General features: G+C 62.6%; 21 protein-coding genes. 18 read left to right on the forward strand and 3 right to left on the reverse strand.

Going from position 1 to position 24933, the window contains the following annotated elements; all coding sequences use genetic code 11:
* Positions 1 to 6 precede the first annotated feature (6 nt).
* Positions 7 to 645, reverse strand: coding sequence for an HAD hydrolase-like protein (locus GYH35_RS11600; protein WP_161812004.1), 639 nt, complete (start codon positions 643 to 645; stop codon positions 7 to 9).
* Between the two features lie 60 nt (positions 646 to 705).
* Positions 706 to 1503, reverse strand: coding sequence for a sterol desaturase family protein (locus GYH35_RS11605; RefSeq protein WP_161812005.1), 798 nt, complete (start codon positions 1501 to 1503; stop codon positions 706 to 708).
* 85 nt (positions 1504 to 1588) lie between these two features.
* Here GYH35_RS11605 and GYH35_RS11610 point away from each other — a divergent pair, with 85 nt between their 5' ends.
* From GYH35_RS11610 to GYH35_RS11665, 12 genes are all read left to right on the forward strand, one after another.
* Positions 1589 to 3496 carry a winged helix-turn-helix domain-containing protein gene (locus GYH35_RS11610; RefSeq protein WP_202624249.1) on the forward strand — a complete coding sequence of 636 codons (1908 nt, stop codon included), beginning with the start codon at positions 1589 to 1591 and terminating at the stop codon, positions 3494 to 3496.
* 12 nt (positions 3497 to 3508) lie between these two features.
* On the forward strand, positions 3509 to 5371 hold the full coding sequence (locus tag GYH35_RS11615) for a TonB-dependent receptor plug domain-containing protein (protein ID WP_161812006.1): 1863 nt from the start codon (positions 3509 to 3511) through the stop codon (positions 5369 to 5371).
* Positions 5372 to 5542: 171 nt separating this feature from the next.
* Positions 5543 to 6013, forward strand: coding sequence for a (2Fe-2S)-binding protein (locus GYH35_RS11620; protein ID WP_161812007.1), 471 nt, complete (start codon positions 5543 to 5545; stop codon positions 6011 to 6013).
* Positions 6014 to 6023: 10 nt separating this feature from the next.
* Complete coding sequence (locus GYH35_RS11625; protein ID WP_161828487.1) at positions 6024 to 8189, forward strand: xanthine dehydrogenase family protein molybdopterin-binding subunit; 2166 nt, start codon at positions 6024 to 6026, stop codon at positions 8187 to 8189.
* Positions 8186 to 8479, forward strand: coding sequence for a c-type cytochrome (locus GYH35_RS11630; RefSeq protein WP_161828488.1), 294 nt, complete (start codon positions 8186 to 8188; stop codon positions 8477 to 8479). The genes GYH35_RS11625 and GYH35_RS11630 overlap by 4 nt, the downstream gene beginning before the upstream one ends.
* Positions 8457 to 9746, forward strand: a complete 1290-nt coding sequence (locus GYH35_RS11635; protein WP_161828489.1) for an NAD(P)/FAD-dependent oxidoreductase — start codon at positions 8457 to 8459, stop codon at positions 9744 to 9746. The genes GYH35_RS11630 and GYH35_RS11635 overlap by 23 nt, the downstream gene beginning before the upstream one ends.
* Before the next feature lie 7 nt (positions 9747 to 9753).
* Positions 9754 to 10209 (forward strand): sulfur oxidation c-type cytochrome SoxX, encoded by a 456-nt coding sequence (soxX, locus tag GYH35_RS11640; RefSeq protein ID WP_161828490.1) that lies wholly within the window; start codon positions 9754 to 9756, stop codon positions 10207 to 10209.
* Positions 10206 to 10595 (forward strand): SoxY-related AACIE arm protein, encoded by a 390-nt coding sequence (locus tag GYH35_RS11645; RefSeq protein WP_161828491.1) that lies wholly within the window; start codon positions 10206 to 10208, stop codon positions 10593 to 10595. The genes soxX and GYH35_RS11645 overlap by 4 nt, the downstream gene beginning before the upstream one ends.
* Positions 10592 to 10912 (forward strand): thiosulfate oxidation carrier complex protein SoxZ, encoded by a 321-nt coding sequence (gene soxZ, locus GYH35_RS11650; protein WP_161812013.1) that lies wholly within the window; start codon positions 10592 to 10594, stop codon positions 10910 to 10912. The genes GYH35_RS11645 and soxZ overlap by 4 nt, the downstream gene beginning before the upstream one ends.
* On the forward strand, positions 10912 to 11682 hold the full coding sequence (gene soxA / locus GYH35_RS11655; protein WP_161828492.1) for a sulfur oxidation c-type cytochrome SoxA: 771 nt from the start codon (positions 10912 to 10914) through the stop codon (positions 11680 to 11682). The genes soxZ and soxA overlap by 1 nt, the downstream gene beginning before the upstream one ends.
* 242 nt (positions 11683 to 11924) lie before the next feature.
* A complete protein-coding gene (locus GYH35_RS11660) occupies positions 11925 to 14060 on the forward strand; it encodes a TonB-dependent siderophore receptor (RefSeq protein ID WP_161812015.1) in 2136 nt (711 codons plus the stop codon).
* Between the two features lie 78 nt (positions 14061 to 14138).
* Positions 14139 to 16001, forward strand: coding sequence for a CocE/NonD family hydrolase (locus GYH35_RS11665; RefSeq protein ID WP_202624251.1), 1863 nt, complete (start codon positions 14139 to 14141; stop codon positions 15999 to 16001).
* Here the strand turns inward: GYH35_RS11665 and GYH35_RS11670 are convergent.
* Positions 15998 to 16522 (reverse strand): Lrp/AsnC family transcriptional regulator, encoded by a 525-nt coding sequence (locus GYH35_RS11670; RefSeq protein WP_161812016.1) that lies wholly within the window; start codon positions 16520 to 16522, stop codon positions 15998 to 16000. The two genes, GYH35_RS11665 and GYH35_RS11670, sit on opposite strands and share 4 nt — an antisense overlap.
* 251 nt (positions 16523 to 16773) lie before the next feature.
* On the opposite strand from GYH35_RS11670, the gene GYH35_RS11675 reads away from it, so the two are divergent.
* The 6 genes from GYH35_RS11675 to GYH35_RS11700 are packed head-to-tail and all read left to right on the forward strand — an operon-like array spanning position 16774 to position 24931.
* Positions 16774 to 18279: an amino acid permease gene (locus GYH35_RS11675; protein ID WP_161812017.1), complete on the forward strand. Its 1506-nt coding sequence runs from the start codon at positions 16774 to 16776 to the stop codon at positions 18277 to 18279.
* The gene (locus tag GYH35_RS11680; protein WP_161828493.1) at positions 18279 to 19709 is read left to right on the forward strand and encodes an amidase family protein; all 1431 of its coding nucleotides are present in this window, start codon (positions 18279 to 18281) and stop codon (positions 19707 to 19709) included. Before GYH35_RS11675 ends, GYH35_RS11680 begins: the two co-directional genes overlap by 1 nt.
* Positions 19710 to 19729: 20 nt before the next feature.
* On the forward strand, positions 19730 to 21349 hold the full coding sequence (locus tag GYH35_RS11685) for an alpha/beta hydrolase fold domain-containing protein (protein ID WP_161828494.1): 1620 nt from the start codon (positions 19730 to 19732) through the stop codon (positions 21347 to 21349).
* Positions 21318 to 22391, forward strand: a complete 1074-nt coding sequence (locus GYH35_RS11690; RefSeq protein ID WP_202624252.1) for an iron-containing alcohol dehydrogenase — start codon at positions 21318 to 21320, stop codon at positions 22389 to 22391. The genes GYH35_RS11685 and GYH35_RS11690 overlap by 32 nt, the downstream gene beginning before the upstream one ends.
* Positions 22392 to 22402: 11 nt before the next feature.
* Complete coding sequence (locus GYH35_RS11695; RefSeq protein ID WP_161812020.1) at positions 22403 to 23686, forward strand: hydroxymethylglutaryl-CoA reductase, degradative; 1284 nt, start codon at positions 22403 to 22405, stop codon at positions 23684 to 23686.
* Positions 23687 to 23695: 9 nt separating this feature from the next.
* On the forward strand, positions 23696 to 24931 hold the full coding sequence (locus GYH35_RS11700; RefSeq protein WP_161828495.1) for a CaiB/BaiF CoA transferase family protein: 1236 nt from the start codon (positions 23696 to 23698) through the stop codon (positions 24929 to 24931).
* Positions 24932 to 24933 lie beyond the last annotated feature (2 nt).

Below are 24933 nucleotides of genomic sequence, written 5' to 3' on the forward strand. Positions count from 1 at the left end.
GCCTGCTTAAGGGCACGCCGCGTATGCAATGCGCTGCAGTTCGGATACGCAGCCGAACGTCATCGTCGGTGAGTGTCGATCGAGCATTGCCGCCGTCGCGTATCCCCAGCGCACGGCGCCGAATGCGATGCCGGCTGCCTGCGCTGCTCGAGCATCGGTCGCCTGGTCGCCGACGTAGATGGCATGTTGTCGCGCGGTGTTGGATGTTTTCAACACGCGCTCCAGCCGCCGACGTTTGCCGAAGATCGAGGCCCCCGACTCGATGTGACGGACCCGCTGGAGCGCTTCACTATCAATGACGCGTCTGACGTTCTCGAGGGAATTCGAAGTGACGATGGCGAGTTCTACGCCGCTCACGGACAAGGCATGCAGCGCCTCCGCAATCCCTTCGAACAAGCGGATGCCGTCGGTGTGACGCGCCATCATCGCCATGAAGTCTCTGGCGATGATGGGCAGTTTCCACATCGGGATGCCGTGGCGACGCATCAGCTCACGCGGCTCCTGGCCGCGATACTCGTCGATCCGTGCCGGATCCAGCTCGGCAAAGCCATGGCGGCGGGCGAGCGTGTTGTGAGATGCGACGAAGAATTCGAATGAGTCGGCCAGCGTCCCGTCGAAATCGAAGATGGCAAGCTTGTAAGTCATTGCACCGGTGGCTGTCCCTGCACTGGCAGGCCCGTCCTGGCCCGCACCTTACCACGGCGGTCACGAGCGCGAGCTCGCCCTGGAGATCTCGAGTTTCAGCGCCGGGTCGAAATCCCTGCCCGCGATGTCCTTGAACACGAGCATCTGCGAGAGCTTCGCCGAAGCGCCGTCGTAGAAGCCGGCCTCACTGGCGAAGTCCTTGGGATTGCGGAAGGTGCCGAACAGGATATCCCACAGCGGCAGGTCGGAATAGTTGTACTGGTGAACGCCGCGAGCGTGATGGACGCTGTGGCTCTCGGGCCGCTGCACGATATAGCCCAGCCATTGCGGCGTGCGGACGTTGATGTGCTGGACGACGGCCAGGAACATCGTGGCATATAGGAAGTACGTCACCGCCTGCGTGCCGAGCCCGATGAGGGTCAGGCTGACACTGCTGAGCAGCGTGAAGCCGACGATATCGAGCGGGCTGAAGTAGAACGCACCAAAACTGTCCATACGCTCGGCGCTGTGATGCATCTGATGAAAGGCGCGCCAGATCCAGTGCACCCGGTGCATGGTCCGGTGCCAGACATAAACCAGCAATTCATAGGCGAGCACCCCGATGCCGGCCCCGACGAACGGGTTGAGCGCTTCCAGGTTGAACAGCTGGAAGCGCGCCAGCGTCTCGCCCCAGAGCAGGGGCAGATAGGACGACACAAAGAAATAGAAGATGAACACCGCCAGGGCCCGGGTTCTCCAGAGCCTGACCGGGGGCAGGGAGCGGGCGGGGAACAGCGCTTCCAGCAGTATCAACGCTCCGTACAGTCCGAGCACGGCAAGCGAGACAGGATCCAACAGGATTTGTAGCGGCGTAGGCATTGGGGTTCTCCCGAGGCGAGCGTTATTCGATCGGGGGCTACATTGGCTGCGGCGGCCGCGGCGCTGCTTGGTGTTTGGATAATTTTTGGGTAATGATTCGATAACGTTTCCCCAGGGGCGCCCGCTGAAATACCAGATTGCCGAATACACCGTCGACACGACCCGGTACCGGATCAGTCACGGCGACGCCGTCCTCCCGGCGGAGCCGAAGGTCTTCGATCTGCTGGTGTATCTGATCCGGCATCGGGACCGGGTGCTGTCCCGGGAGGAGCTGTTTCGGGAAGTCTGGGACGGGCGCGAGGTTTCCGATGCGACGCTGAGCAATCACGTCAAGAGCGCTCGCAAGATCCTGGGCGACAGCGGCGATCTGCAGAAGACGATCCTGACTGTCCGCGGCCGCGGTTATCAGTTCATTGCCCCGGTCATGGTAGTTCCGGAAGGTGAAGCAGTAGCGACGGACATCGCGCCGCCCGCACCCGATCGCGTTGTACCGGCCTGGCGAGCGCCCGTGGCAATCGCCGCTGTGGTGCTGGTGGCGGCAGTGCTCGGTTGGCTTGCGTTCGCATCCTGGCAGGCGCGACCGGCACCCGAATCGCCTTACCTCGTCGTCGTCCCCTTCGATGTTTCCGGCGATGCGCCCGCGGCCTGGCGGCCTTTCGCAGATCAGGTCACTCGCGAAGTGATCCGTAACCTGCGGAAGATCTCGGGCTTGAGAGTGGTGCCGACGCCTTCCGCATTTACCTTCAGGGACAACAAAGCGCGCGATCACATCCGACGCCAGCTGCCCGACGTGCAGTACGTGCTCGATGGCGTTGTCAGCATCTCTTCGGGCAACGAGCTGCGCATCACCGTGGAGCTGGAGGACTTGGGTAAGGGACTCGTCGTCTGGGACAAAGACTACGAAGGCCGCACCGACGACACCAATCTGTTCGCGATGCAGTCCGCCATTGCCGGCGCGGTATCGGATTCCTTGAAGGTGGCGATCCTTGCGGACGAGCAACGCGCTCTGGACGAGTTTCCGACTGCCAACCTGAAAGCCTATGAGGCGTATGTGGCAGGACGCAGTCAGTTGGATCTGCTCAGTCATGACTCTCTCCCGCGGGCGATCGAGTTGTTCGACCAGGCCATTGCGCTCGATCCAAAATTCTTCGATGCCTATATCGCCCGCAGCGACGCCTACCGCCAGTTGTTTGCTTATTTCGAGCCGCCGATCAATATGCTGCAGAAGGTGGTCGACTCGCTCGCCGAAGCGCAGCAGCTGCGGCCCGATTCCGCCGAGGCGTGGTCGTCCCTGGGACTGACCTATGTGATGGCGTGGCGCTGGAAGGATGCCTGGATCGCCTTGAACAAGGCGAAGCGTCGCGACCCGACACTGGCGCAGACCGAATTGGGTTTTGCGCTGTACTACTCGGGTCTGGGCGAAGCGGAGAAGGTCAAGCTCGCGCTCGCCGATGCCGATCGTCTCGATCCGCTCAACACCGAAATGGCCGATTGGGGCAACTGGGCGCTCTTCATGGTGGATGAAAGCCAGGCAGCGCGGGACTGGGCCGACAAGAAGATGCAGCAGCACCCGGACATCGGGCCGGTGTTTTCCGGCGCGGGCGTGGGTGCTTACATCGCCGGTGACTATCGACGCGCCGTGCAGCTCGCGGAAAGAGGCGCCGAACTGGACGGATCGCCCGTCGCGTTGATCATGCTGGCACAGGCCTATGGCTATGCAGGTCAGAAGGAGAAGGTGCGGCCGCTGCTCGAGAAGGCGGCGAGTGCGGGCACGTATGTTTGTCCCTATGAATCGGCCGCCGCTTATCTCAGCTTGGGCGAGCAGGACCACGCCATGACGCTGCTCGACGATGCCGTTGCCAAACGCTCGAACTGTCTTATCTTTCTGCGCAACGATCCCCGCCTGGCGCCGATCCGTCAGCAGGCCCACTATCGGGTGTTGCTGAACCGCGTCGGCCTGGATGATGCCGCGGTGGCCTCGTATAAGCGATAATCAGCCGCTCAAATGAACATTGCTCTATTTATCGCGGCCGCAGCCGCAGCTGCGTCGCCATCCGAAGTGACTGTCATTGGATCTCGCGTTCCCGCGCCCGAGCAGGAACTCTCGGCGAGTGTGACAGTTTTGCGGCGTGAGGACTTCGACGTCGAGAAGCCACTGAGCCTTGCCGATGTGTTGCGGCGGGTTTCCGGTTTACATGTCGACACCGTCGGCGGCCGAGGCGGCACCGGTTCGATCTATTTACGCGGCGCCGATCCCAATTACACGCTGGTGCTGCTCAACGGCGTACGGATCAACGATCCGACGAATTCGCGCGGCGGATCGTTCGACTTATCTGCGTTGGACATCACCGATGTGGAGCGCATCGAGATCGCGCGCGGTCCCTATTCCGCGATCTATGGCGGTGACGCATTGGCAGGGGTGATCAACATCATCACGCGTCCCGAGTCGACGACTTCGAAGGTCGAGATCGGCGCGGCCGCCGGCGCTTACGATATCGGTCAGGTCTCGCTGCATGCGACGTTGCCTACGGAGCACGCGCGCTGGCATTTCGGCGTCGGCGAGGTCGACGAAGGGGAGCGCGTGCGGGGAAACAAATTCCAAGTGCAGCGAGTCTCTGGCGGCGTCGACGCAGCGCTTGGCGCAGCGACGGAGCTCTCGTTGTCGGGACGTTACTCGGAAGCCGTCCGGCACGGATTTCCAGATGACAGCGGCGGCTTCGAGTACGCGACGTTGCGCGATGTCGAGTCCCGCGATTCGCAGGAAGCGCTGCTTGGCGCGGGTCTCACCCATCGTTTGGACGGCGGCGCACTCTCGCTGACGCTTGGATATTTTGAAAGAGACGAAAGCATCGACTCGCCGGGCGTCGCGCCAGGTTCACGCGATCCGTTCGGCGTGCCTCCGAGTCTGGTCGATACCGATTTCACGCGCTATTCGGCGACGCTCTCCGCCACTCAATCGCTATCGAGTGCTGTGTCCGTGGCGTATGGCATCGATTGGCAGCGCGAGGAGGGCACGAGCGATGGACAACTCGACGTTGGTGGATTTTTCGCGCCGACCTCCTTCGAGCTGACCCGTTCCTCGTGGGCTCCATTCGCCGAAGTCCGTGTCGAGTCCGCGATCGGCTTGTCTGCACAAGCGGGTGCTCGCGTGGACATGCCAGACGGGGAGAGCTCGGTCACCAGTCCACGGCTGCGCGTTGCCTACGCCATGCCGCAGAACCTCACGATCGCAGCGAGTTGGGGCAAGGCGTTCAAACTGCCGAGTTTGTATGCTCTCGGGCATCCGCTTGTCGGCAATCCACAGCTGTCGCCGGAACGCAGCCGGTCCTATGAGATCGAGTTGTCGCAGGAGCTGTGGTCGGGCGTGGCCCGCTGGCGTGCGACCTGGTTCGACAGCGAGTTTCGCAACGCCATCGACTTCGATTCCGGCCCGCCGCCGCAGTTGGTCAATCGCAACCGAGTCCGGTCGCGCGGCGTCGAGCTTGCGGGTCGGGTGAGGGCGGGGGCGCAATGGTTATTCGACGCGAGCGTCACTCTCGCTCGCAGCCGGGTCACCGCCACAGACAGCGAGCTGCGCAACCGACCGGATTGGAGCGCAGCGGCTGCTGTGCACTGGACGCCTGTCGACTCGCTCACCCTGTCTGCTGTCGCCACGCATGTCGGATCGTCCTTCGATTCGTCTATCGCAACGGGAGACGTCCGCTTGCGAGGCTACGACCGCGTCGATGTGGACGCCGCCTGGAAGTTCTCGCCGCGTCTCGAGATGTACGTTTCGATAGACAATCTCACCGACGAGCAATACGAACAGTTCGTCGGTTTCGAGGAGCGCGGCATCGTGCCGATGGCGGGCGTGCGATTGAGCATGTAAGCCTGGCTACGCCGCGCCAGGCTTGCCCAAAACTCCCACTCGCTTGTCGCTTCCTGCGGGATATGCGCAGTCATTGCGTGTTGCCACGGCGCGGTTTTCCTTCGGCCGCGGTCGGCTTATATTCCGGCATCCGCTTGCTGCGGCCCCAGCACGATCGCCAGGAGAGTTCATATGGCCAGGTTGACCATCAACGGAACCGTTCGCGACATCGATGTAGATCCGAATACACCGTTGCTCTGGGTGCTGCGGGAGCAGGCGGGCCTGACCGGCTCGAAATACGGCTGCGGTGTGGCTCAATGCGGCGCCTGTACCGTGCACATCGACGGCAATCCGGTGCGCTCATGTGTCCTTCCTGTCAGCGCGCTGTCAGCTGAGCAACAGGTTACGACCATCGAAGGGCTGTCCAAGGACGGTTCGCATCCGCTGCAACAGGCCTGGCTGAAACTCGACGTGCCCCAGTGCGGTTATTGCCAGTCGGGCATGATCATGGCGGCGGCCGGGTTGCTGAAGAAGAATCCCAAGCCGAGCGATGCCGACATCGACGCCGAGATCACCAACATTTGCCGGTGCGGAACCTACAACCGCGTGCGCGAAGCGATCAAGCTCGCCGCGTCGGGTCTGCCGGCCAAGCAGAGCACGTGAGGGAAGCACCATGAGCATGGCAACGCAGGTTTCTCGCCGTAGTTTTCTGATCGGGTCCGCCTCGGCCATCGGCGGTTTGTCGCTGGGCTTCCATGTGCCGTTTGCCGAAGCGGCGGCCGCCAAGAGTGCGCCGGAAGTCAACGCATGGGTCGTCATCCAGCCCGATGACCAGGTCGTCATCCGCATCGCCCGTTCCGAAATGGGCCAGGGCACGCTCACCGGCCTGGCGCAGCTGGTCGCCGAAGAGCTCGAGTGCGATTGGTCGAAGGTGACCACGGAATATCCAACACCGGGCCAAAATCTTGCCCGCGATCGTGTCTGGGGCAATTTCTCCACCGGTGGCAGCCGAGGCATTCGCGAGTCGCACGAGTACGTGCGCAAGGGTGGCGCTACGGCACGCGAGATGTTGATTACTGCCGCGGCGGCCGAATGGAAGGTTCCCGCAAGCGAATGTGTCGCAGCCAACAGCGTGATCACGCATCAACCGAGCGGTCGCAAAGTCAGTTTCGGCAAGGTCGCAACGGCCGCTGCGAAAGTCACGCCGCCCAAAGACGTGACGCTCAAGGACCCGAAGAATTGGAAGATCGCGGGCAAGCCGCTCGCGCGCCTGGACACGGCGGACAAGCTCACCGGCAAACAGATCTACGGCACCGATCTGAAGCTGCCGGGCATGTTGAACGCGACGGTGCGTGCATGCCCGTACTTTGGCGGCAAGGTGAAGAGCTTCGATGCGTCGTCCGTCAGCAAAATGCCGGGCGTGCGCAAGGTGATGCAGATCGACGATACAACGCTCGCCGTCGTCGCCGACACCTGGTGGCAAGCGAAGACCGCGATGGATGCGCTGACCATCGTGTGGGATGAAGGGCCGAACAAGGGCGTGTCGAGCGAGTCCATCGCCGAGATGCTCAAAGGCGGCCTCGATGCTAAAGACGCCTTCGTGCAAACAACCGTGGGCGATGCGCCGGCTGCGTTGACTGGAGCGAAGAAGACGATCTCGGCCGTCTACGCTTATCCGTATCAGAACCACGCCACGATGGAGCCGATGAACGCGACCGCGCGCTACACGCCGCAGAAATGCGAAGTGTGGGTGCCGACGCAAAACGGCGAGGCGAGTCTGGCCGCAGCGGCGGAGGCTGCGGGTTTGCCGGTGCAACAGTGCGAAGTCTACAAATTGCATCTGGGTGGCGGCTTCGGCCGGCGCGGCAATTTCCAGGATTACGTGCGCCAGTCGGTGCTGATTGCCAAGCAGATGCCGGGCACGCCAATCAAGATGATCTGGACGCGCGAAGAGGACATGCTGCACGGTGCGTATCACCCGACCACACAGTGCAAGCTCACTGCCGCGTTGGATGACGAAGGTAATGTGACAGCCATGCACATGCGCATTTCCGGCCAGTCGATTCTGGCGGCGGTGCGGCCCGAGGGCATGCAAGGCGGTAAAGATCCTGCAGTGTTTCAGGGCTTGAACCTGGACGGTGCCGAAGGACACATCGGCTACACCATCCCGAACCTGCTCGTCGATCACGCCATGCGCAATCCGCCGGTGCCGCCGGGGTTCTGGCGCGGTGTGAATCTGAATCAGAACGCGTTCTACCTGGAGTCGTTCATCGAAGAGCTCGCGCATGCGGCCGGCGTCGATCCGCTCGAGTTCCGTCGCAAGCTGCTGAAGAACCATCCGAAGCATCTCGCGGCGCTGGAAGCCGCGGCCAAAGGCATCGGTTGGGATACGCCGGCGCCGAAGGGAGTGGGTCGGGGTCTTGCTCAGATCATGGGCTTCGGCAGCTATGTGGCCGCGGCCGCGGAGGTGTCGGTCACCGACGGTCAGATGAAAATTCATCGCATCGTTGCCGCCACCGATGCCGGGCACGTCGTCAATCCCGCGCAGGTGGAGCGCCAGGTCGAAGGTTCCTTCGTCTATGGACTCTCGGCTGCGCTGTTCGGCGAATGCACGATGCAGGGCGGTCGCATGGTGGAGGACAATTTCCACACGTATCAGGTGATGCGCATGGCGGAGATGCCGAAGGTGGATACTCACATCGTTCCTTCGGGCGGGTTCTGGGGCGGTGTCGGCGAGCCGACGATCGCAGTCGCCGCGCCGGCAGTCATGAATGCCTTGTTTGCAGCCACGGGCAAACGCATTCGCACGCTGCCGCTGAAGAAACAAAGCCTCGCATGAATCGCTTGATGCACACGCTCGTCGCGGCGACGCTAGTCGTCGCGCCGGGTTTGACATCGGCTGCATCGCCGCCGGGGGCTGCGTCGTGCCTCGGGTGTCACACGGTCGCGGTCGATGGCGGTCCGGTGCCGGCCCTCGGCAGCTTTACGGCGGAGCAGATGGTCACGGCGATGCAGGCGTTTCGTTCCGGTTCGCGTTCAGCCACCGTGATGAATCGCATTGCCAAGGGTTTTTCCGATGAAGAGATCAAGGCCATTGCCGACTGGTATGCGCGCCGGAAATCGAAGTAGCCGGCGCGCGGTTCTCGGCGGCATAGCCGCCGGTGGTGTGCTTGCTGCTTTCGGAATTCCCGCGGCTCGAGCGGCGACGAAAGCAGCGCCGCGGGTCGTAGTGATCGGCGGCGGGTTCGGCGGTGCGAGTTGCGCTCGCTTGATCAAGAGCGAAGATCGGGACATCGCGGTCACGCTCATCGAAGCAAACTCGACGTACATCGCCTGTCCCTTCAGCAACGCGGTGATCGCCGGACTACGGCAACTGGAGCAGCAGAAGTTCGGCTATGACCGTGTGCGCGCCGCTGGCATCGATGTGGTTCATCGCAAGGTGACCGCCGTCGATACCAAGCAACGAACCGTTCGTCTGGAGGATGGCAAGCAGCTTGCCTACGACCGCCTGGTCGTGGCGCCGGGCGTGGAGCTGCGCTTCGATGCCATTCCCGGCTACAACGAGGCGGCAGCGGAACTCCTGCCGCACGCATGGAAGGCAGGCGAGCAGACGTTGTTGTTACGTCGTCAACTCGAAGCCATGAAAGATGGCGGTGTGGTCGTGATGTCCGCCCCGGCGAATCCGTTCCGGTGTCCGCCCGGGCCGTACGAGCGCGCCAGCCTCATTGCTCATTATCTCAAGACGCACAAGCCACGTTCCAAGCTGATCCTGCTCGATGCCAAGGACGCGTTTTCCAAGCAGAAGCTGTTCGAGGCGGCGTGGAAGGAACTTTATCCCGGCCTGATCGAATGGGTGTCGTTGTCCTCCGGGGGTAATGTCACTCGCGTCGAGACCGACACGCGCACGTTCGTGACGGAGTTCGGCAGTCACGTTGCCGACGTGGGCAATGTCATTCCTCCGCAGCGTGCCGCGGCGGTCGCGGCGCTCGCGGGCGTTGCCGATCAAACGGGCTGGTGCCCGGTCGATCCGGTCTCGTTCGAATCGACGTTGCAGCCGGGCGTGCATGTCATCGGCGATGCCATCATCGCGGGCGGCATGCCCAAGTCGGCGTTCTCCGCAAATTCGCAGGCGCGCGTCTGTGCGACTGCCGTCGTCGATCTGCTTCGCGAACGGACGCCGGCGACGCCCAAGCTCATCAATACTTGTTACAGCCTGGTGGCGCCGGACTACGGCATTTCCATCGCGGGCGTCTATCAGCCGGCCAATGGATTGCTCACCGATGTGCCGGGCGCCGGCGGCGTCAGTCCGCTCGACGCACCGAAGTCTGTGCGCGTACAGGAATCGACGTACGCGGAGGCATGGTTCAAGACCATCACTCACAGCGTTTTCGGATGAGAGTTCGATGAGATGGCTAGTATGGGCACTGTGCGCATCGGCGTCGGTGGCGTCGGCCACTCCGCCAGTGCAGCGCGTGAAGCCGTATGCCGTGGTCGGCGATGCCATCGAGCAATCGCTGACAGGGCAGGCGGGCAACGCGACCCGAGGCGCCGAGCTCATTCAGCAGCGGCACAAGAGCCTGTGTGTGTTGTGTCATTCCGGTCCGTTTCCCGACCGGCATCTGCAAGGGACGCTGGCGCCGGATCTGACCGGCATCGGTGAGCGACTGTCGGCCGGTCAGCTGCGGTTGCGCATCGTCGATATGAAGCGCTTGAATCCCGACAGCATCATGCCGACCTACTATGGCATCGCCACGAACAGCAAAGACTCTCGCATCGCCGAGGGGTGGCGTGGCAAACCCGTCCTCACGGCCGAGGAGATCGAGGATTTGGTGGCTTATCTGCAGACATTGCGACCATGAAGATCTCCCGGCCCACGCTCGATGAAGCAATCAACTCGTTCACGAGTGGCGCCAGCGTGCGCGAAGGCCGCGTGAAGTTCGAGATCTCGCCGTTGGTGGAGAATGGCAACGCGGTGCCGGTGAGTGTCGAGGTCGAAAGTCCCATGACCGCGACCGATCATGTGAAGCGCATTGCGCTGTTCAACGAAAGGAATCCGCAGGCAGACGTGGTCGTCTTTCACCTCGGCCCACGCAGCGGTCGGGCGAGAGTGTCAACACGCATCCGCCTGGCAGCGTCGCAAACCGTGGTCGCGCTGGCCGAGACCAGCGATGGCGCATTCTGGTCCGCCAGAGCCAAAGTGATCGTGACGCTCGCGGCCTGCATCGAGGATATCTCCCAGCAATGACACGCGCGCTCGTCAACGTGCCGAAGACCGCCAAGCGCGGCGAGATCATCGAGATCCGCGCGATGATTCAGCACGTCATGGAAACGGGGTATCGAGAGGGGCCGAACGGTGTCACTCTGCCGCGCAACATCATCAAACGATTTGTTTGCAAATACGGCGCCGAAGAAATTTTCTCCGCCGAGTTGTTTCCTGCGATCGCTGCCAATCCCTACATGGCGTTCAGCACCGTTGCGACCGAGAGCGGCACGCTGACGTTCGAGTGGACCGACGACAAGGGTGCGACGCAGAGCGCTTCCGCCGAGATCACGGTGACGTGATGACTCGGCTCGTACTGCTGGGCCTGCTTGCTTGTGCGTCGATCGGCGTCGCGGCGGAGATTCCGCCGCAGGACCGGCGCTCCGGCTTCGAATTCATGTCGCCGCAGACGCAAGCGATGCAGTCGGAGGAGACCAGCAATCCCGGCATGCTGTGGGTCGCCGATGGCGAGCGTCTGTGGAGCGAGCCGCAGGCGCCTGCGGGCAAATCGTGCGCGAGCTGTCATGCCGAAGCGACGAAGAGCATGGGTGGCGTGGCGGCTCGATATCCCGCGTTCGACGAGGAGACGAAGCGGCCGATCGATCTGATGGGTCGCATCAATCAATGCCGCGCGAAGCGTCAAGGCGCCGCCTCGCTCACCTATCAAAGCGATGAGCTGCTGGCCCTCACGGCCTACGTTGCCAACCAGTCCCATGGCATGCCCATAACACCACCCGCGGATTCTCGGCTGGAGCCGTTTCGCGAGAACGGTCGAGCCTGGTTCGAGCGGCGCTTGGGTCAACTGCAACTCTCGTGCGCTGCCTGCCACGACGATCGCTGGGGCGCGCGCCTCGGTGGCAGCGTCATTCCGCAAGGCCATCCAACCGGCTATCCGTTGTATCGGTTGGAATGGCAGAACATGGGCTCTCTGCAACGGCGCTTGCGCGGTTGCCTGGTCGGCGTGCGCGCCCAGCCTTTCGACTTCGGTGCGCCCGAGTACGTGGACATCGAGTTGTTTCTAATGGAGCGGGCCAGGGGGTTGACGATGGAAACCCCCGCAGTACGGCCGTAGGCGCCGGCCGATTCGAGCGCCGATCCTATCTTTCTTCCAGACATGCCCGCGCGGATTCTGCGCATTTGTGCCGCATCGCTCGCGGAATCTTGCGCTCTCATGGAAAAAAGTCTTTTAGTTTCAAGGTACAGCCGTTATCGGCAGGATCTTGCGCGTGGATGGACGGCGGCGCTCGGCGATCCCATATTCCGTGTCACGGGGATTGCAACGATCAAGAAAACTGGCTGGGAGACCTTGTACCAATGAAGCTTCGATCTGAGTGTGTTCTGTCCACGGCGATTCTGGCGGCGAGCACCTTCGCCGGCGCTGCCTACGGCCAGGCGACGAACGCCGACACCGCAGCGAACACTCGAGCAGTGACGCTTGAAGAGGTGATGGTCGTTGCTCAGCGCGCGCGTCGCGTCAGCAGCGGCGCGACCAACCTGGATATGGCGATCCAGGAAACGCCGCAGTCGATCAGCGTGATCAACGAGGAACAGCTCGAACAGTTCGGCGCCGACGATATCAACGATGCACTGCGCATGGCCACCGGCATCCAGGTCGAGCAGACTTCGACCAACCTTACGCAGTTCCTCGCGCGCGGCTTCGAGATCAAGAACACCCAGATCGACGGCGTCGGCCTGCCGAACGGCTGGGGCCTCGTCACCAACAAGATCGACTCCTTTGGCTTCGAGAAGATCGAAGTGATTCGCGGCGCGAACGGTCTGCTGACCGGCGTGGGCAACGCCGCCGGCACGATCAACTACGTGCGCAAGCGGCCGACCAACGAAGCGCAGGGGCACCTTGGCGTGACCGTCGGCTCCTGGGATCGGCGCCGTGTCGAGGCGGACTATTCGACGCCGTTCACCGATAGCGGCAGCTGGGCCGGCCGCGTCGTCGTCGCAACCGAGGAGAGCGAGTCTTACCTGCGCGATTTCGATACCGAGCGGAAGTACGTTTACGGTGTGATCGACGGCCAGATCGGCGAGAACGGCGCGCTGACGTTCGGCTACAGCTGGCAGGAAGCCAACTCCAATCAAGGCATGTGGGGCGCGCTGACCTTCACGACCGTCGACGGTGAGCGGCTCGACTGGGATCGCAGCGCCTCGGCGACGCAGGATTGGGTGTACTGGAACTCGACCACGCATACCGCTTTCGTCGAATACACCCATCGGCTGGGCGAGAACTGGCGAGCGACCACGTCGTACAACTACCGCCTGTACGATCACGACTCCAAGATCTTCATGGCCTATTCGCTGTTCGGTATGGATCCGGTGACGCACGAGGGTCTGTTTGGATGGGCCTACAAGAGCCCGTACGAAACCGAAGCGCACCTGGTCGACGCGAAGCTCAACGGCACGTTCGAGCTGTTCGGCCGCGAGCATGAAGCGATGCTCGGCGTGAGCTGGGCGAAGAGCGACGGCACGGATTTCTACAACCCAACGGACACGACCGGCGTGCAGTTTCAGGCGCTGCCGTCCTTCCCCTACGCCGGCGATGCGATTCCCGAGCCGATCTGGGGCGAGCGTGCGGTGTACACGACCATGGACCAGAACATGAAGCGCGTGTTCGGCGCGAGCCGCCTGGCGTTGACCGATCGATTCAAGGCCATCGTCGGTTTCAACTGGGCCGAATACGAGCTCGACGCCGTCGACAACGAAGGCAAGCGCACCAACAAGACCGACCGCGAGCTCAGCCCGTATGCCGGCCTGACCTTCGACTTCACCGATAGCGTGCTCGGCTACGTCAACTATTCGTACATCTTCCAGCCGCAGGAGCAGGTCGACTTCGACCGCAACTATCTGGGGCCGAGCAAGGGCACGAATTACGAAGCCGGCGTCAAAGTCGAGTGGCTGGACCAGCGTCTGTTGACGACGTTCGCCGTGTTCAAAGCCGAGCAGGATGGGCTGGCGACGTTCGTCGACACCCGGTTCATGGAAGGTTTCGCCTACGGCTATTACAGACCGGTCGACGTCGAATCGGAGGGCATCGAGTTCGAGGCCACCGGCAAGCTGGGCGAACACGTCGACGTGTTGCTCGGCTACACCTATCTGCGCATGGATGGCGAAGAGGGCGATGACACCTATTCGTGGGTGCCCCGGCGTACCGCCAATGCGACGATCAGCGCGCGAGTGCCGAGTTTCACGGCGCTGTCCTTCGGCGTCAGCGGCAAGTGGCAGAGCGGCATTTCCGGCGAGGAGGACTACACCTTCCACCGGGTTTACCAGGATAGCTACGCGCTCGTGAATGCCTTCGCGGCCTGGGCGATCCAGCCGAACATCACGGTGCGTGCGAACGTCGGCAACATCGGCGATGAAAAGTACATCACCAGCCTGTACAACGTTGGTTACTACGGCGCCCCGCGCAACTACTCGGTGAGCCTCGACTGGCGCTTCTGAAGACCCACCCCCTGACCCCCTCCCGTGCACGGGAGGGGGAACATAAAATTGATTTTTTTTTGACGGAGGGAAGAGGGCGTGCGGATTGCATCGCAAGGATGGTTGCTGGTAGCCATTCTGCTTATCGGCGGGGCCGCGAGCGCCGATCAACCCAATCTCACCACTGCCAACTACGAACGCCGTGTGTTCGACATCCCGATGCGCGATGGGGTGAAGCTGCACACGGTGATCGTTATTCCAAAAGGGGCGAAGGACGCGCCCATCCTGCTCACGCGCACGCCTTACAACGCCGAGTGGATGACTCGGCAGAAGGAGAGCAACGACATGCGCGTGTTGCTCGAAGGCTTCGACAACGCCGCCGACGTGATCGTCGAGGGCGGATACATTCGCGTCGTCCAGGACATTCGCGGCAAGCACGGCTCGGGCGGCGACTTCGTCGTGACCCGGCCGCTCGCGGGCTCTCCGTTCAATCGCACTTCGGTGGACGAGGCAACGGATGGTTACGACACCATCGACTGGCTGGTGAAGCATGTTGCCGAGGCCAACGACAAGGTCGGCATCATCGGCACTTCCTATAACGGGTTTACCGCGTTGATGGCGCTGGTGAATCCGCATCCGGCGCTCGAGGTCGCGGTGCCGATGGATCCGATGGTCGATGGCTGGCGCGGCGACGACTGGTTTCATAATGGCGCGTTCCGCCAGTACGCCATCGCGGCCATTCACGGCAGCGAGTCGCGCGACAACAGCGCCGAGTTTCCCTGGAATAGCGCCGACCGATACGAAACATTCATGCGCGCTGGATCGGTGGGCGAGCTGGCGCGCCGCCATGGCACGGATAAGGTTCAGTTCTGGCGACACATCGTCGAGCATCCTGCGTACGACGAGTTCTGGCAGTCGCAGGCGCTCGACAGGATTCTCGCGGACCGGCCACTGCAAGTGCCCGTGATGATCGTGGGCTCACTGTGGGACCAGGAAGATATCTACGGCGCCACCGCTGTCTACAAGGCGCTCGAGCCGCGAGACCGCACGGGCAAGCAGGTCTATCTCACCTTGGGCCCGTGGCATCACGCTCAGTCCATCTTCGACGGCAGCAGCGTGGGGAAGATTCGCTGGGGTCACGACACCGCGAAATGGTGGCGACAACAGGTGCTGGCGCCGTTTCTTGCGCATCATTTGAAAGGTGCGCCGATGGATGTGGCGCCGGTCACGGCGTTTGAATCAGGAAGCAACGAATGGCGGCGGCTGGCGCAATGGCCTGTGGCGCCGGCAAACGCAAAGTTGTATCTCAAACCGAATGGCGAGCTGGGCTTCGATGCGCCTGCAGGGCCGCTGCAAACGGCGGACTACATCTCCGATCCGGCCAACCCAGTAACGTTCGTGCCTCGTCCGATGCGAGTGGATGACAATGGCGACCAGTGGGAGTCGTGGCTCACAGCCGATCAGCGCACCATTGCTGCGCGCCCCGACGTTCTCACATTCACGTCGAAGGTGCTCGATAAGGCGGTGAGCATCGCGGGTGAACCGATGGTGAAGCTCATGGCATCGACCAGCGGCACGGACAGTGACTGGGTGGTAAAGCTGATCGACGTGTATCCGGACCGAGTCGCCGACGACACGACCATGAGCGGTTATCAGCTGCCGGTGGCGATGGAGATCTTTCGCGGCCGCTATCGTAAGTCGTTATCGCGAGCCGAGCCGCTCGAGTCCGATGTGCCGCTGCGATTCGAGTTCGCGTTGCCCAATGCGCATCACGTCTTTCGGCCCGGCCATCGCATCATGGTTCAGGTGCAGTCCAGCTGGTTCCCGCTCTACGACCGCAACCCGCAAACGTTCGTGCCGAACATTTTCTTCGCCAGGCCGGGAGAGTACGTGAAGGCGACCCAGCAGGTCGTGGTCGCCGGCCCGGACGCAAGTCACATCGAGCTGCCCATCCGGCACTAGACGCTGTCGCCGGGTTTCTGCAGCAGCTTGTAGCCCTTGAACGTCTTGATCTGATCCATCAGGAAGTGCGAGACGATCTTCTCCACGCCGAAGCCGCCGTTCACCAGCACGGTCATGATGCGCTTCCAGGCGTGCATGTCGGGCACGACCACGCGCAGGATGTAGTCGACGTTGCCGCTGACCCGATACGACTCGACGATTTCCGGAATGGTTTCGATGCACTCGTCGAAGTCGTGCAGATTCTTGATCGTGTGCTGCGAGAAGGTGATGTGCGCCATCACGACGGTGACGCTGCGGATCCGGTCGACCTGGATCTGCGCGCGGTACGCGCTGATCAGCCCGCGAGTCTCCAGGTCCCGCACCCGTCGCAGGCAGGCGCTGGGTGACAAAGCAACCCGGTCGGCGAGCGCCTGGTTGGTGATCCGGGCATCCTTCTGCAGCACTTCCATGATCTTGAGGTCGATCTGATCCACCTCTTCGAAGCTCATCGCGGTGTCTTTCTTTTCGGGCGGGGCGGTCATGGCACGTACCTGCTGGAGCGGTGCGCGGCGCGAAGCGCTCGATCCTGTCAATCTCCCGCGCCTGGCGGGACAGGATCTGCGTCTTTTGCCGGCCGGCCGCGCCGATTGTTGCGTGGTCTCGACGAAAAAGCCTTGCACATCAAGGGCTGTGCATCTGCCTGACGCCGTGGCGGATGGCTGGACGTTGGCGTCGACTATATCCATATTTACTCGCACGCGTCACGCCACAGATGAGACGTCTGAAGCCAGCAATGACTCAACAAGAGAACCAAACCTCGCCGTCGCTGCGGCCGTCGCTCGGCTGGGCGGGGCTGCTGGTGCTGGGGGTCGCCAACATTCTCGGGGCCGGCGTGTTCGTGATGACCGGCACTGCCGCCGCGTCTTTCGCGGGGCCGGCGGTCACCATCTCGTTCGTGCTCGCAGGCTTCGCCTGTCTGCTGGTGGGACTGTGCTACGCGGAGCTGGCGTCGCGGTTGCCGGAGTCGGGATCTTCTTACACCTACTGCAGACGCACGTTCGGCGCGCTGCCAGGCTGGGCGCTCGGCTGGCTGTTATTCCTCGAGTACAACATCGCGGCCTCGATGCTGGGCCTGGGCTTTGGCGGATACCTGGTGAGCCTGCTCGCCGACTTCGGTATTCACGTGCCGGCGAGCGTGTCGACCTCGCTGGTGACGACGACGCTCGTGGACGGCACCGGCTTTCAATTCGGTGTAGGCCACAGCGTGAATCTGGTCGCAGCCGCTGCGTGTCTGAGCGCCGGCATCATTCTCGCGCTCGGCATCTCGAAGTCCGCGCTCGTCAACACCGTGCTGGTGGTGGTCAAGGTCCTCGTGCTGGTCGGGTTCGTGCTGGCCGGCATGCACGCGGTCGATCCGGCCAACTGGCAGCCCTACGTGCCGGCCAATGAAGGTGGATTCACGTACGGATGGGAAGGCATCGCGCGCGCGGCCTCGTTGTTGTTCTTCGCATTCCTGGGCTTCGAGACGGTGTCGACGGCCGCTGCCGAGACGCGCAATCCGCACCGGGACGTGCCGATAGGAATTCTCGGTTCGTTGGCGATCTGCGCGTTGTTATATGTGTCGGTCGCGACGGTGCTGACCGGGTTGGTGCCGTTCCGCGAGCTCGGCGTTGCCGACCCGATCGCGCTCGCCGTCGATCGCATCGGCTGGCCGCTGATCGCCACGCTGATCAAGATTGGTGCGCTGGCCGGCCTGGGCTCGGTGCTGCTGGCCAATGCCTTCGGCCATTCGCGGGTCTGCTACGCGATGTCGAGCGATGGCTTTCTGCCAGGACTGTTCTCGGTGGTCCATCCGAAGCGCAACAGCCTTTGGAAAGCCAATCTCACACTGGCCAGCCTCGCGGCGCTCGGTGCGGCGCTGCTGCCCATCTCGGTGCTGGCCGACATGATTTCCTTGGGCGTGGCGCTCACATTCGCGATGGTGGCGGCCGCGCTGATCGATCTGCGGAGTCGCGAGCCCGAGAAAGCAGGGCGCTTTCGCGTGCCGCTCGGCGGCGTGTGGATCAACGGAATCTGGTTCGGCACGGTGCCGGTGCTCGCCATCGTGGTCAGCTTCCTGATGACGTTGCCCGTGCTGCTCGATCTGGTGAATCAGATCCGTCACGGCGAATGGTTGCCCGCTTGCTTGCTGCTCACCTATCTCGCGATCGGACTTGCGATTTACATGTGGTACGGCAAGCCCCGCGCGCAAGGCCAGCCGCCCGCGGCGACCGCCGAGCTTTCAGGAAGTTTGAACTGATGACGATTCGCGAAGTTTCATTGTCCGAGGCGCTGGCGCTCGGCAAGCTGGATGCGCACGACCAGGCACGGCTCGTCCGGAATCGCGAGCTGCCGGTGGAGGCACTGACAGAAGCTGCCATTCTGCGCATCGAAGCGCTGGATCCCACGGTGCGCGCCTTGAGTCACTACGATCCCGCTTTGGCACGCGCCGAAGCTCGAGCGCTGCGTGAAGGCGACGGCATCATGCGAGGGGTGCCGTGGCTGCCCAAAGACTCGCTCGATTATCCCGGCATGCCGACGACCTCGTGCTCGCGCAGCCGCAGTCGAAAAGCCATCCAACAGGGCTATCCCTACGTGCAACGCATGCAGCACGCCGGATTGGTCGCGCTCGGAAAGTCCGCGATGCCCGAGTTCGGATTGCTGGCTTCCACTGAACCGCTCGCGGGACCGGTCACGCGCAATCCGTGGTCGCTCGAACATTCACCGGGCGGCTCGAGCGGTGGCGCTGTCGCGGCCATCGCTGCTGGGCTCGTGCCACTCGCGCACGGTAGCGACGGCGGCGGCTCCATTCGCTTGCCTTCATCTTGTTGTGGCGTAGTCGGGCTGAAACCCGGACGTGATAGCACGGTGCGTGTGCGCGCACGTCATCTCGTCGAAGACTTGCTGGTAGCGGACAGTCTGCACTCGCGCAGCGTGCGTGATGTCGCGTGGGGGTTCGCCGCCGCTCACAGTGATTCGAAACGTTCCGTTGTGACCGGCCCATCCTCGCGACGCCTGCGCATCGGTGTGATCGAACATGGATTGCGAGGCAACGTGCCGCACGGGGACGTCGCGCGTGCAGTCGCATCCACGGCAGATCTTTGCGCAAAGCTGGGACACAACGTCGAGCGGACGACCTGGCCGTTCGACGGTCACGCCTTTCTCTCTTCGTTTGAGGATCTGTGGTCGCATTTGAGTGCCGACTGCGTCGATACGACTCGCGCGCTGTTGGGTGGTGGCCGTCTGGAGGATGCGATCGAGCCGTGGACGGTAGCGTTGGGGCAGCGTGCCGAGCGGTTGCCGACGTCGGCACTGGAGCGCGCGTACCAACAGATCGCGCGGCTGCCGGTTCAGCTCAACGATTTCTTTTCCCGCTTCGATGTTGTTTTGTCCGCGGTCGTGAGTGCGCCGCCGCCGTTGCTCGGCACTTATGCGCCGACAGTGCCCGCGGAGCAGTTGATGTCGTCGATGTTCGACTGGGTCGCCTACACGCCGCTGCAGAACATGGCGGGCACGCCGGCCATTTCGTTGCCGCTGTTTCAGAGCGGCGAAGGGCTGCCCATCGGCAGCATGTTTGCCGCCGATCGCGCGCAGGAAGATGTGCTACTGGCGCTTGCCTTCGAGCTCGAAGCCTCGCTGCCCTGGGCCGCGCGCTGGCCGAAACACAGCATCGCCACTTTCAATTCATAAGTTGCCACCGACGATCATTCATGAGCGACCGATTCCCACCTCGTAACGCCGATGACCTGCGTGCCCTGGTTCAGGAGCAACCTTTGGCATGGATTGTCTCCGGCGTCCCAGGCGCGCAGCAGGCGACGCCGCTGCCGGTGCAGCTGGTGTGCGATGCCGAGGGCACTCCTCGAACTTTGCTGGGGCATTTTGCGAGAAACAATCCGCAGGTGAAGGCGCTCGCCGCCAGTTCACGCGCCACGGTATTACTCGTCGGGCCGCATGGATACATTTCACCTTCGTGGGTGCAGGATCGCACTTGGGGCCCAACGTGGAATTACGCAAGCGTGATGTTCGATGTCGAGATCCAGCTTTGCGATACGCGCGCGGATGCAGATCGCCTGCTGGTAGGACTGGTCACGCAAATGGAAGCGAACCGTCCGGCGGCATGGTCGGCCGAGGAGATGGGCGCGCGTTATGAGAAGCTCGTGACGGGCATCGTCGGTTTCGAGGCCCGCATTCTGGCGACTCGAAGCTGTTTCAAGCTGGGACAGGATGAGCGCGACGAGGTGTTTGCCGAGATTTTGCGCGCGTTGGACATCAAGGATCAGGCGCCGCTCGCCAAGTGGATGCGTCGCTTCGCCGAATCCCGATCGCCCCAGGCGCTGCCCGCCAGTCAGCCGCCGCCGCGCGCGCTCGATCCGGAGATCAAACGTTTTATCGATGACGTGATCGCGAAGGGGCGAGAACTCACCGCCGGGCGTGATCTCAGTTGGCCGGAGCGTCGTGAAATTTGCGAGCTGACGCGTGCGCCATGGACCCGAGGCGGTCCGGTGATCGCGGCAACTCGCAATGTAGTTGCGCAGACTTCGGCGGGCCCGGTCCGCTTGCGCATCTACGATCCAGCGCCGGGACACAGCAAGCCGACGTTTGTTTTCATGCACGGCGGCGGCTGGTCCCTCTTCAGTGTGGACACGCACGATCGAGTAATGCGCGAATTCGCCCATCGCGGCGGCATGGCGGTGGTCGGTGTCGACTACGATCTTTCGCCCGAGGTTCGATATCCGACGGCATTGAATCAGGTCGTTGCCGTCGTGCACTGGTTGCACGAGCAGGGTCGCACGCTCGGACTCGATGGCGATCGGATTGCCATCGGCGGCGACTCCGCGGGCGGCAATCTTTCGATGGGCGCCGCACTTCGCTTGCGAGACGCCGGTCATCCGAACCTGGTGAAAGCGATCTTGAGCATCTATGGCGGTTCCACGCCAGATTGCTCGCCTGCCTCGCGACAACGCTATGGCACCGAGCAGGACATGCTGACCGCGAACGAGGTCGATACGTTCTGGGATAACTACATCGGCCATCTCAACGATCGCCGCGATCCGTATGCGGCCACGGCCTATGCGCCGTTGCACGGCTTGCCGCCGGTGTTTCTGGTGATCGCCGAATGCGACATTCTGGCGGAGCAGAATCTTCATATGGCCGGCCGCTTGCTCGAAGCCGGCGTGCAGGTCCAGGCCAAGGTCTACCCCGGCGCTCCGCACAGCTTTATCGAGGCCGTTGCGGTCTCGCGCGTCGCCAACGAAGCGGTTGACGATGGCGTTGCTTTTTTGCGCTCGGTACTGCTGCGTGAGCGAGGTGCCCGCGTTCATGTGGCGTGATGCGGCCGTTTCCTGGTTCGAGTGCCCGACGAAGATCCTCTTCGGCATCGGCGCTCACGAGCGGGTCGCCGATCTGGTTCGTGAGCACTCGACCAAACGCTTGCTGGTGCTGCTCGACCCCGCGCTGGTAAACAGCGCCATCCACCGCATCGTCGCCGACATCCTGACGCAGATCGACGTGGCGACCGTTGTCTTCAGTGACATCGGATCTCGTCCGAGCGACAGCACGGTGCAGGCTGCATTCGAGCTGAGCCGAAAATACGACGCCGAAGGAATATTGGCCATCGGTGGAGACAGCACCATCGAGGTCGGGAAGGCGGTCGATCTGCTGATGTCGTCGTTGCCTCTGATCTCCATTCCGACCACTGCCGGCACCCGAGCGGCGGTGACGGGTGAGCCCGCCATCGCGATTCTGGATCCACTTGCCGTCAGTTCCATGCCGGCGCATGACGCGGCGTATGCGGGCATGGACGCCTTCGTTCATGCGTTCGAGTCATTTCTATCCAATCGAGCCACGGTGTTTTCCGACGCAATGAACTTGCATGCGATGACGCTGATCGCCGGCAGCATCCGAGCCTTCGTCGCGGATCGAAGCAATGTGTCGGCCGCGCTCGATATGTTGTGTGGATCGGCGCTGGCCGCGATGTCATTCGGTGTGACGGGACTGGGCAACGTGAATCGCATGGCGTCGTCGGTCGGTGCACTTTTTCCAGTACCGCACGGGCTCGCCAGTGCCGTTTGTTTGCCGCACGCCGCCGCATTCAATGTGCCTGCGAATCCCGAGCGATATGCGCGGGTCGCTGCGATTCTAGGCATCGACGGCAGTGGCCGCCGTGAATCGCAGGGTGGGGCACAGGCCATTCATGGGTTGCGCGCACTGTGCAGCGATCTGGGCATGCCGCCGCGCTTGCGCGATGTCGGGGTCGCCCAGGATCGGCTCGATGAGCTCGCTCGACTGAGCTTTGCCTCCGACGACAGCGGAGGAAACCCACGCGAGACCAGCGAGCAGGACTTCAGAACTTTATTTCGCGCCGCATTTTGATCAGGTGAACCATGGCCCTCGATTCACGACTTCCCAATTTCCGTTCGCTGACTCCGCCGCAGCGTCTGCGTGCGCTCGCCGAAGCGGGCATTGTGCCTGCGGCGGACGTGGATCTGCTCGCCAAGCCTGGGGCACTGCCGAGCGCCGCGGCTGACGGGATGATCGAGAACGTCATCGGCACTTTCGAATTGCCGCTCGCGGTGGCGAGCAATTTCCGGGTCAACGGCAAGGATGTTGTCGTGCCAATGGTCGTGGAAGAACCCTCGATCGTTGCCGCAGCGTCGTACATGGCAAAGCTCGTGCGTGAGTCCGGCGGCTTCTTCACGTCGAGCACGCCGCCGCTGATGCGGTCGCAGATTCAGGTCATCGGTGTGGCCGATCCTTACGGCGCGCGCCAGACCATCCTCCGTGCTCGTGCGGAGTTGATCGAGCTGGCGAACGGCCGCGACAAGGTGCTGGTCGGATTGGGCGGCGGCTGTAGAGACATCGAGGTGCATGTGTTCCCCGACACGCCTCGCGGTCCGATGGTCGTCGCTCACCTGATTGTCGATGTTCGCGACGCCATGGGCGCGAACACCGTGAACACGATGGCCGAAGCCGTGGCTACGAAGATCGAAGGCATCACGGGCGGATCGGTCCGCCTTCGCATTCTTTCCAACCTGGCGGACCTGCGCCTGGCCAGGGCGAGTCTGCGGGTATCGCCTGCGGTTCTTGCAACGAGCGAATACTCGGGCGAACGCGTGATCGAAGGCATGCTAGACGCCTATACCTTCGCTGCCGTCGATCCCTATCGAGCCGCGACTCATAACAAAGGCATCATGAATGGCATCGATCCCATCGTCGTTGCGACAGGTAACGACTGGCGTGCGGTCGAGGCGGGTGCGCACGCGTATGCGGCCCGCAGCGGTCATTACACATCATTGACGACTTGGGAGCGCGCGAATAACGGCGATTTGATCGGGACGATCGAAATGCCGATGCCGGTGGGTCTGGTCGGCGGCGCGACGAAGACGCATCCGCTGGCGCGAGTCGCGTTGAAGATCCTGCAAGTGAGCTCGGCGCAGGAGCTTGCCGAGATCATCGTGGCGGTCGGTCTGGCTCAGAACATGGGCGCCATGCGAGCGCTCGCCACCGAAGGAATTCAACGCGGGCACATGGCGCTGCATGCACGCAATATCGCTGTGGCGGCTGGCGCTGTCGGAGCCGAAGTGGATGCGATCGTCAAACGCATGGTCGAGAAGCGCGACGTTCGCATGGATCTGGCGGTCGAGCTGCTCGCTCAAGCGCGCAAGTGAGGTTCCGTCATGGCCGCTTCAGACAATGAAGTACCGACCGCACCTGCGGTCGGACCGTTACATGGTGTGTTGGTATTGGATCTGACGCGGGTCGTCGCGGGGCCGTACTGCACGATGATGCTGGCCGATCTCGGGGCCACGGTCATCAAGATCGAAAATCCGCAAGACCCCGACTACGTGCGAACGTTTCCACCGATGGTGGAGCAGGGCGCGGAGCGACTGAGCGGATTCTTCGCCCAGTACAATCGACACAAACTGGGCGTGACGTTGGATCTGAAGTCCGCGCAGGGACGCGAGTTGTTTCTCGACATGGTCAGCAAGGCGCACGTCGTCGTCGAGAATTTTCGACCCGGCACGATGCGCAAGCTGGGCTTGGGGTTCGATGAGCTGCGGAAGGTCAATCCCAGGCTGATCTACACGGGTATCAGCGGCTTCGGGCAAAGCGGGCCCAACTCGGCGCGTCCCGCCTACGACAACTCCGCGCAGGCGAGCGGCGGACTGTGGTCGATGAACGGCATGCCGGGTGAGCCGCAGCGGGTCGGCACGATCATCGGAGATCTGGCTGCATCGTTGTATGCGGCGCTCGGCACGGTCGCAGCGTTGCGCGAAGCTGAGAGCAAGGGCGTGGGTCGGCTCGTGGATATCTCGCAGCAAGACGCCGTATTCACGCTGACGGAAAACGCCGTTGTGAACTTCACGGCGGAGCGCAAGATCGCACAGCCGTTGGGCAACGATCATCCGTTCGTGCGACCTTATGGACGCTACGAGTGCAAAGACGGTCATGTGTTCTTCGGTGCATACACGGACAAGTTCTGGCAAGAAGCCTGTAGCGCGTTCGGCACGCCGGCGCTGGCGACGGATCCGGAAATCGACTCCATGGAGAAGCGCTTCGATCCAGCAGTCTATGCCCGCCGTGTCGAGCCGATCATCCGCGGCTGGTTTGCCGACAAGACCAAGCAGGAGCTCGAGGCGATCGCTTCCGACCGTTTTCCCTTGAGTCCGATCAAAAACATCGCGGAGGTGGTCGAGGATCCGCATATGCTGGCGCGAGACATGCTCGTGCAGGTGGCGTATGGAGAGGCCAAAGTCAAAGTGTTCGGCTCCGCCGTGCACTTATCTGGCGCAGCCGCCGGCGCTGAGCCGCGAGTGCCGACGGTGGGCGAGCATAACGAAGCCATTTATCTGGATTGGCTCGGTCTGGACCGTCAGTCCTTCGAGTCTCTGTGCGAGAGCAAGGTGATCTGACC

The sequence above is a fragment of the Steroidobacter agaridevorans genome (genome assembly GCF_009932555.1).
GTDB classification, from domain to species: Bacteria; Pseudomonadota; Gammaproteobacteria; order Steroidobacterales; family Steroidobacteraceae; genus Steroidobacter; species Steroidobacter agaridevorans.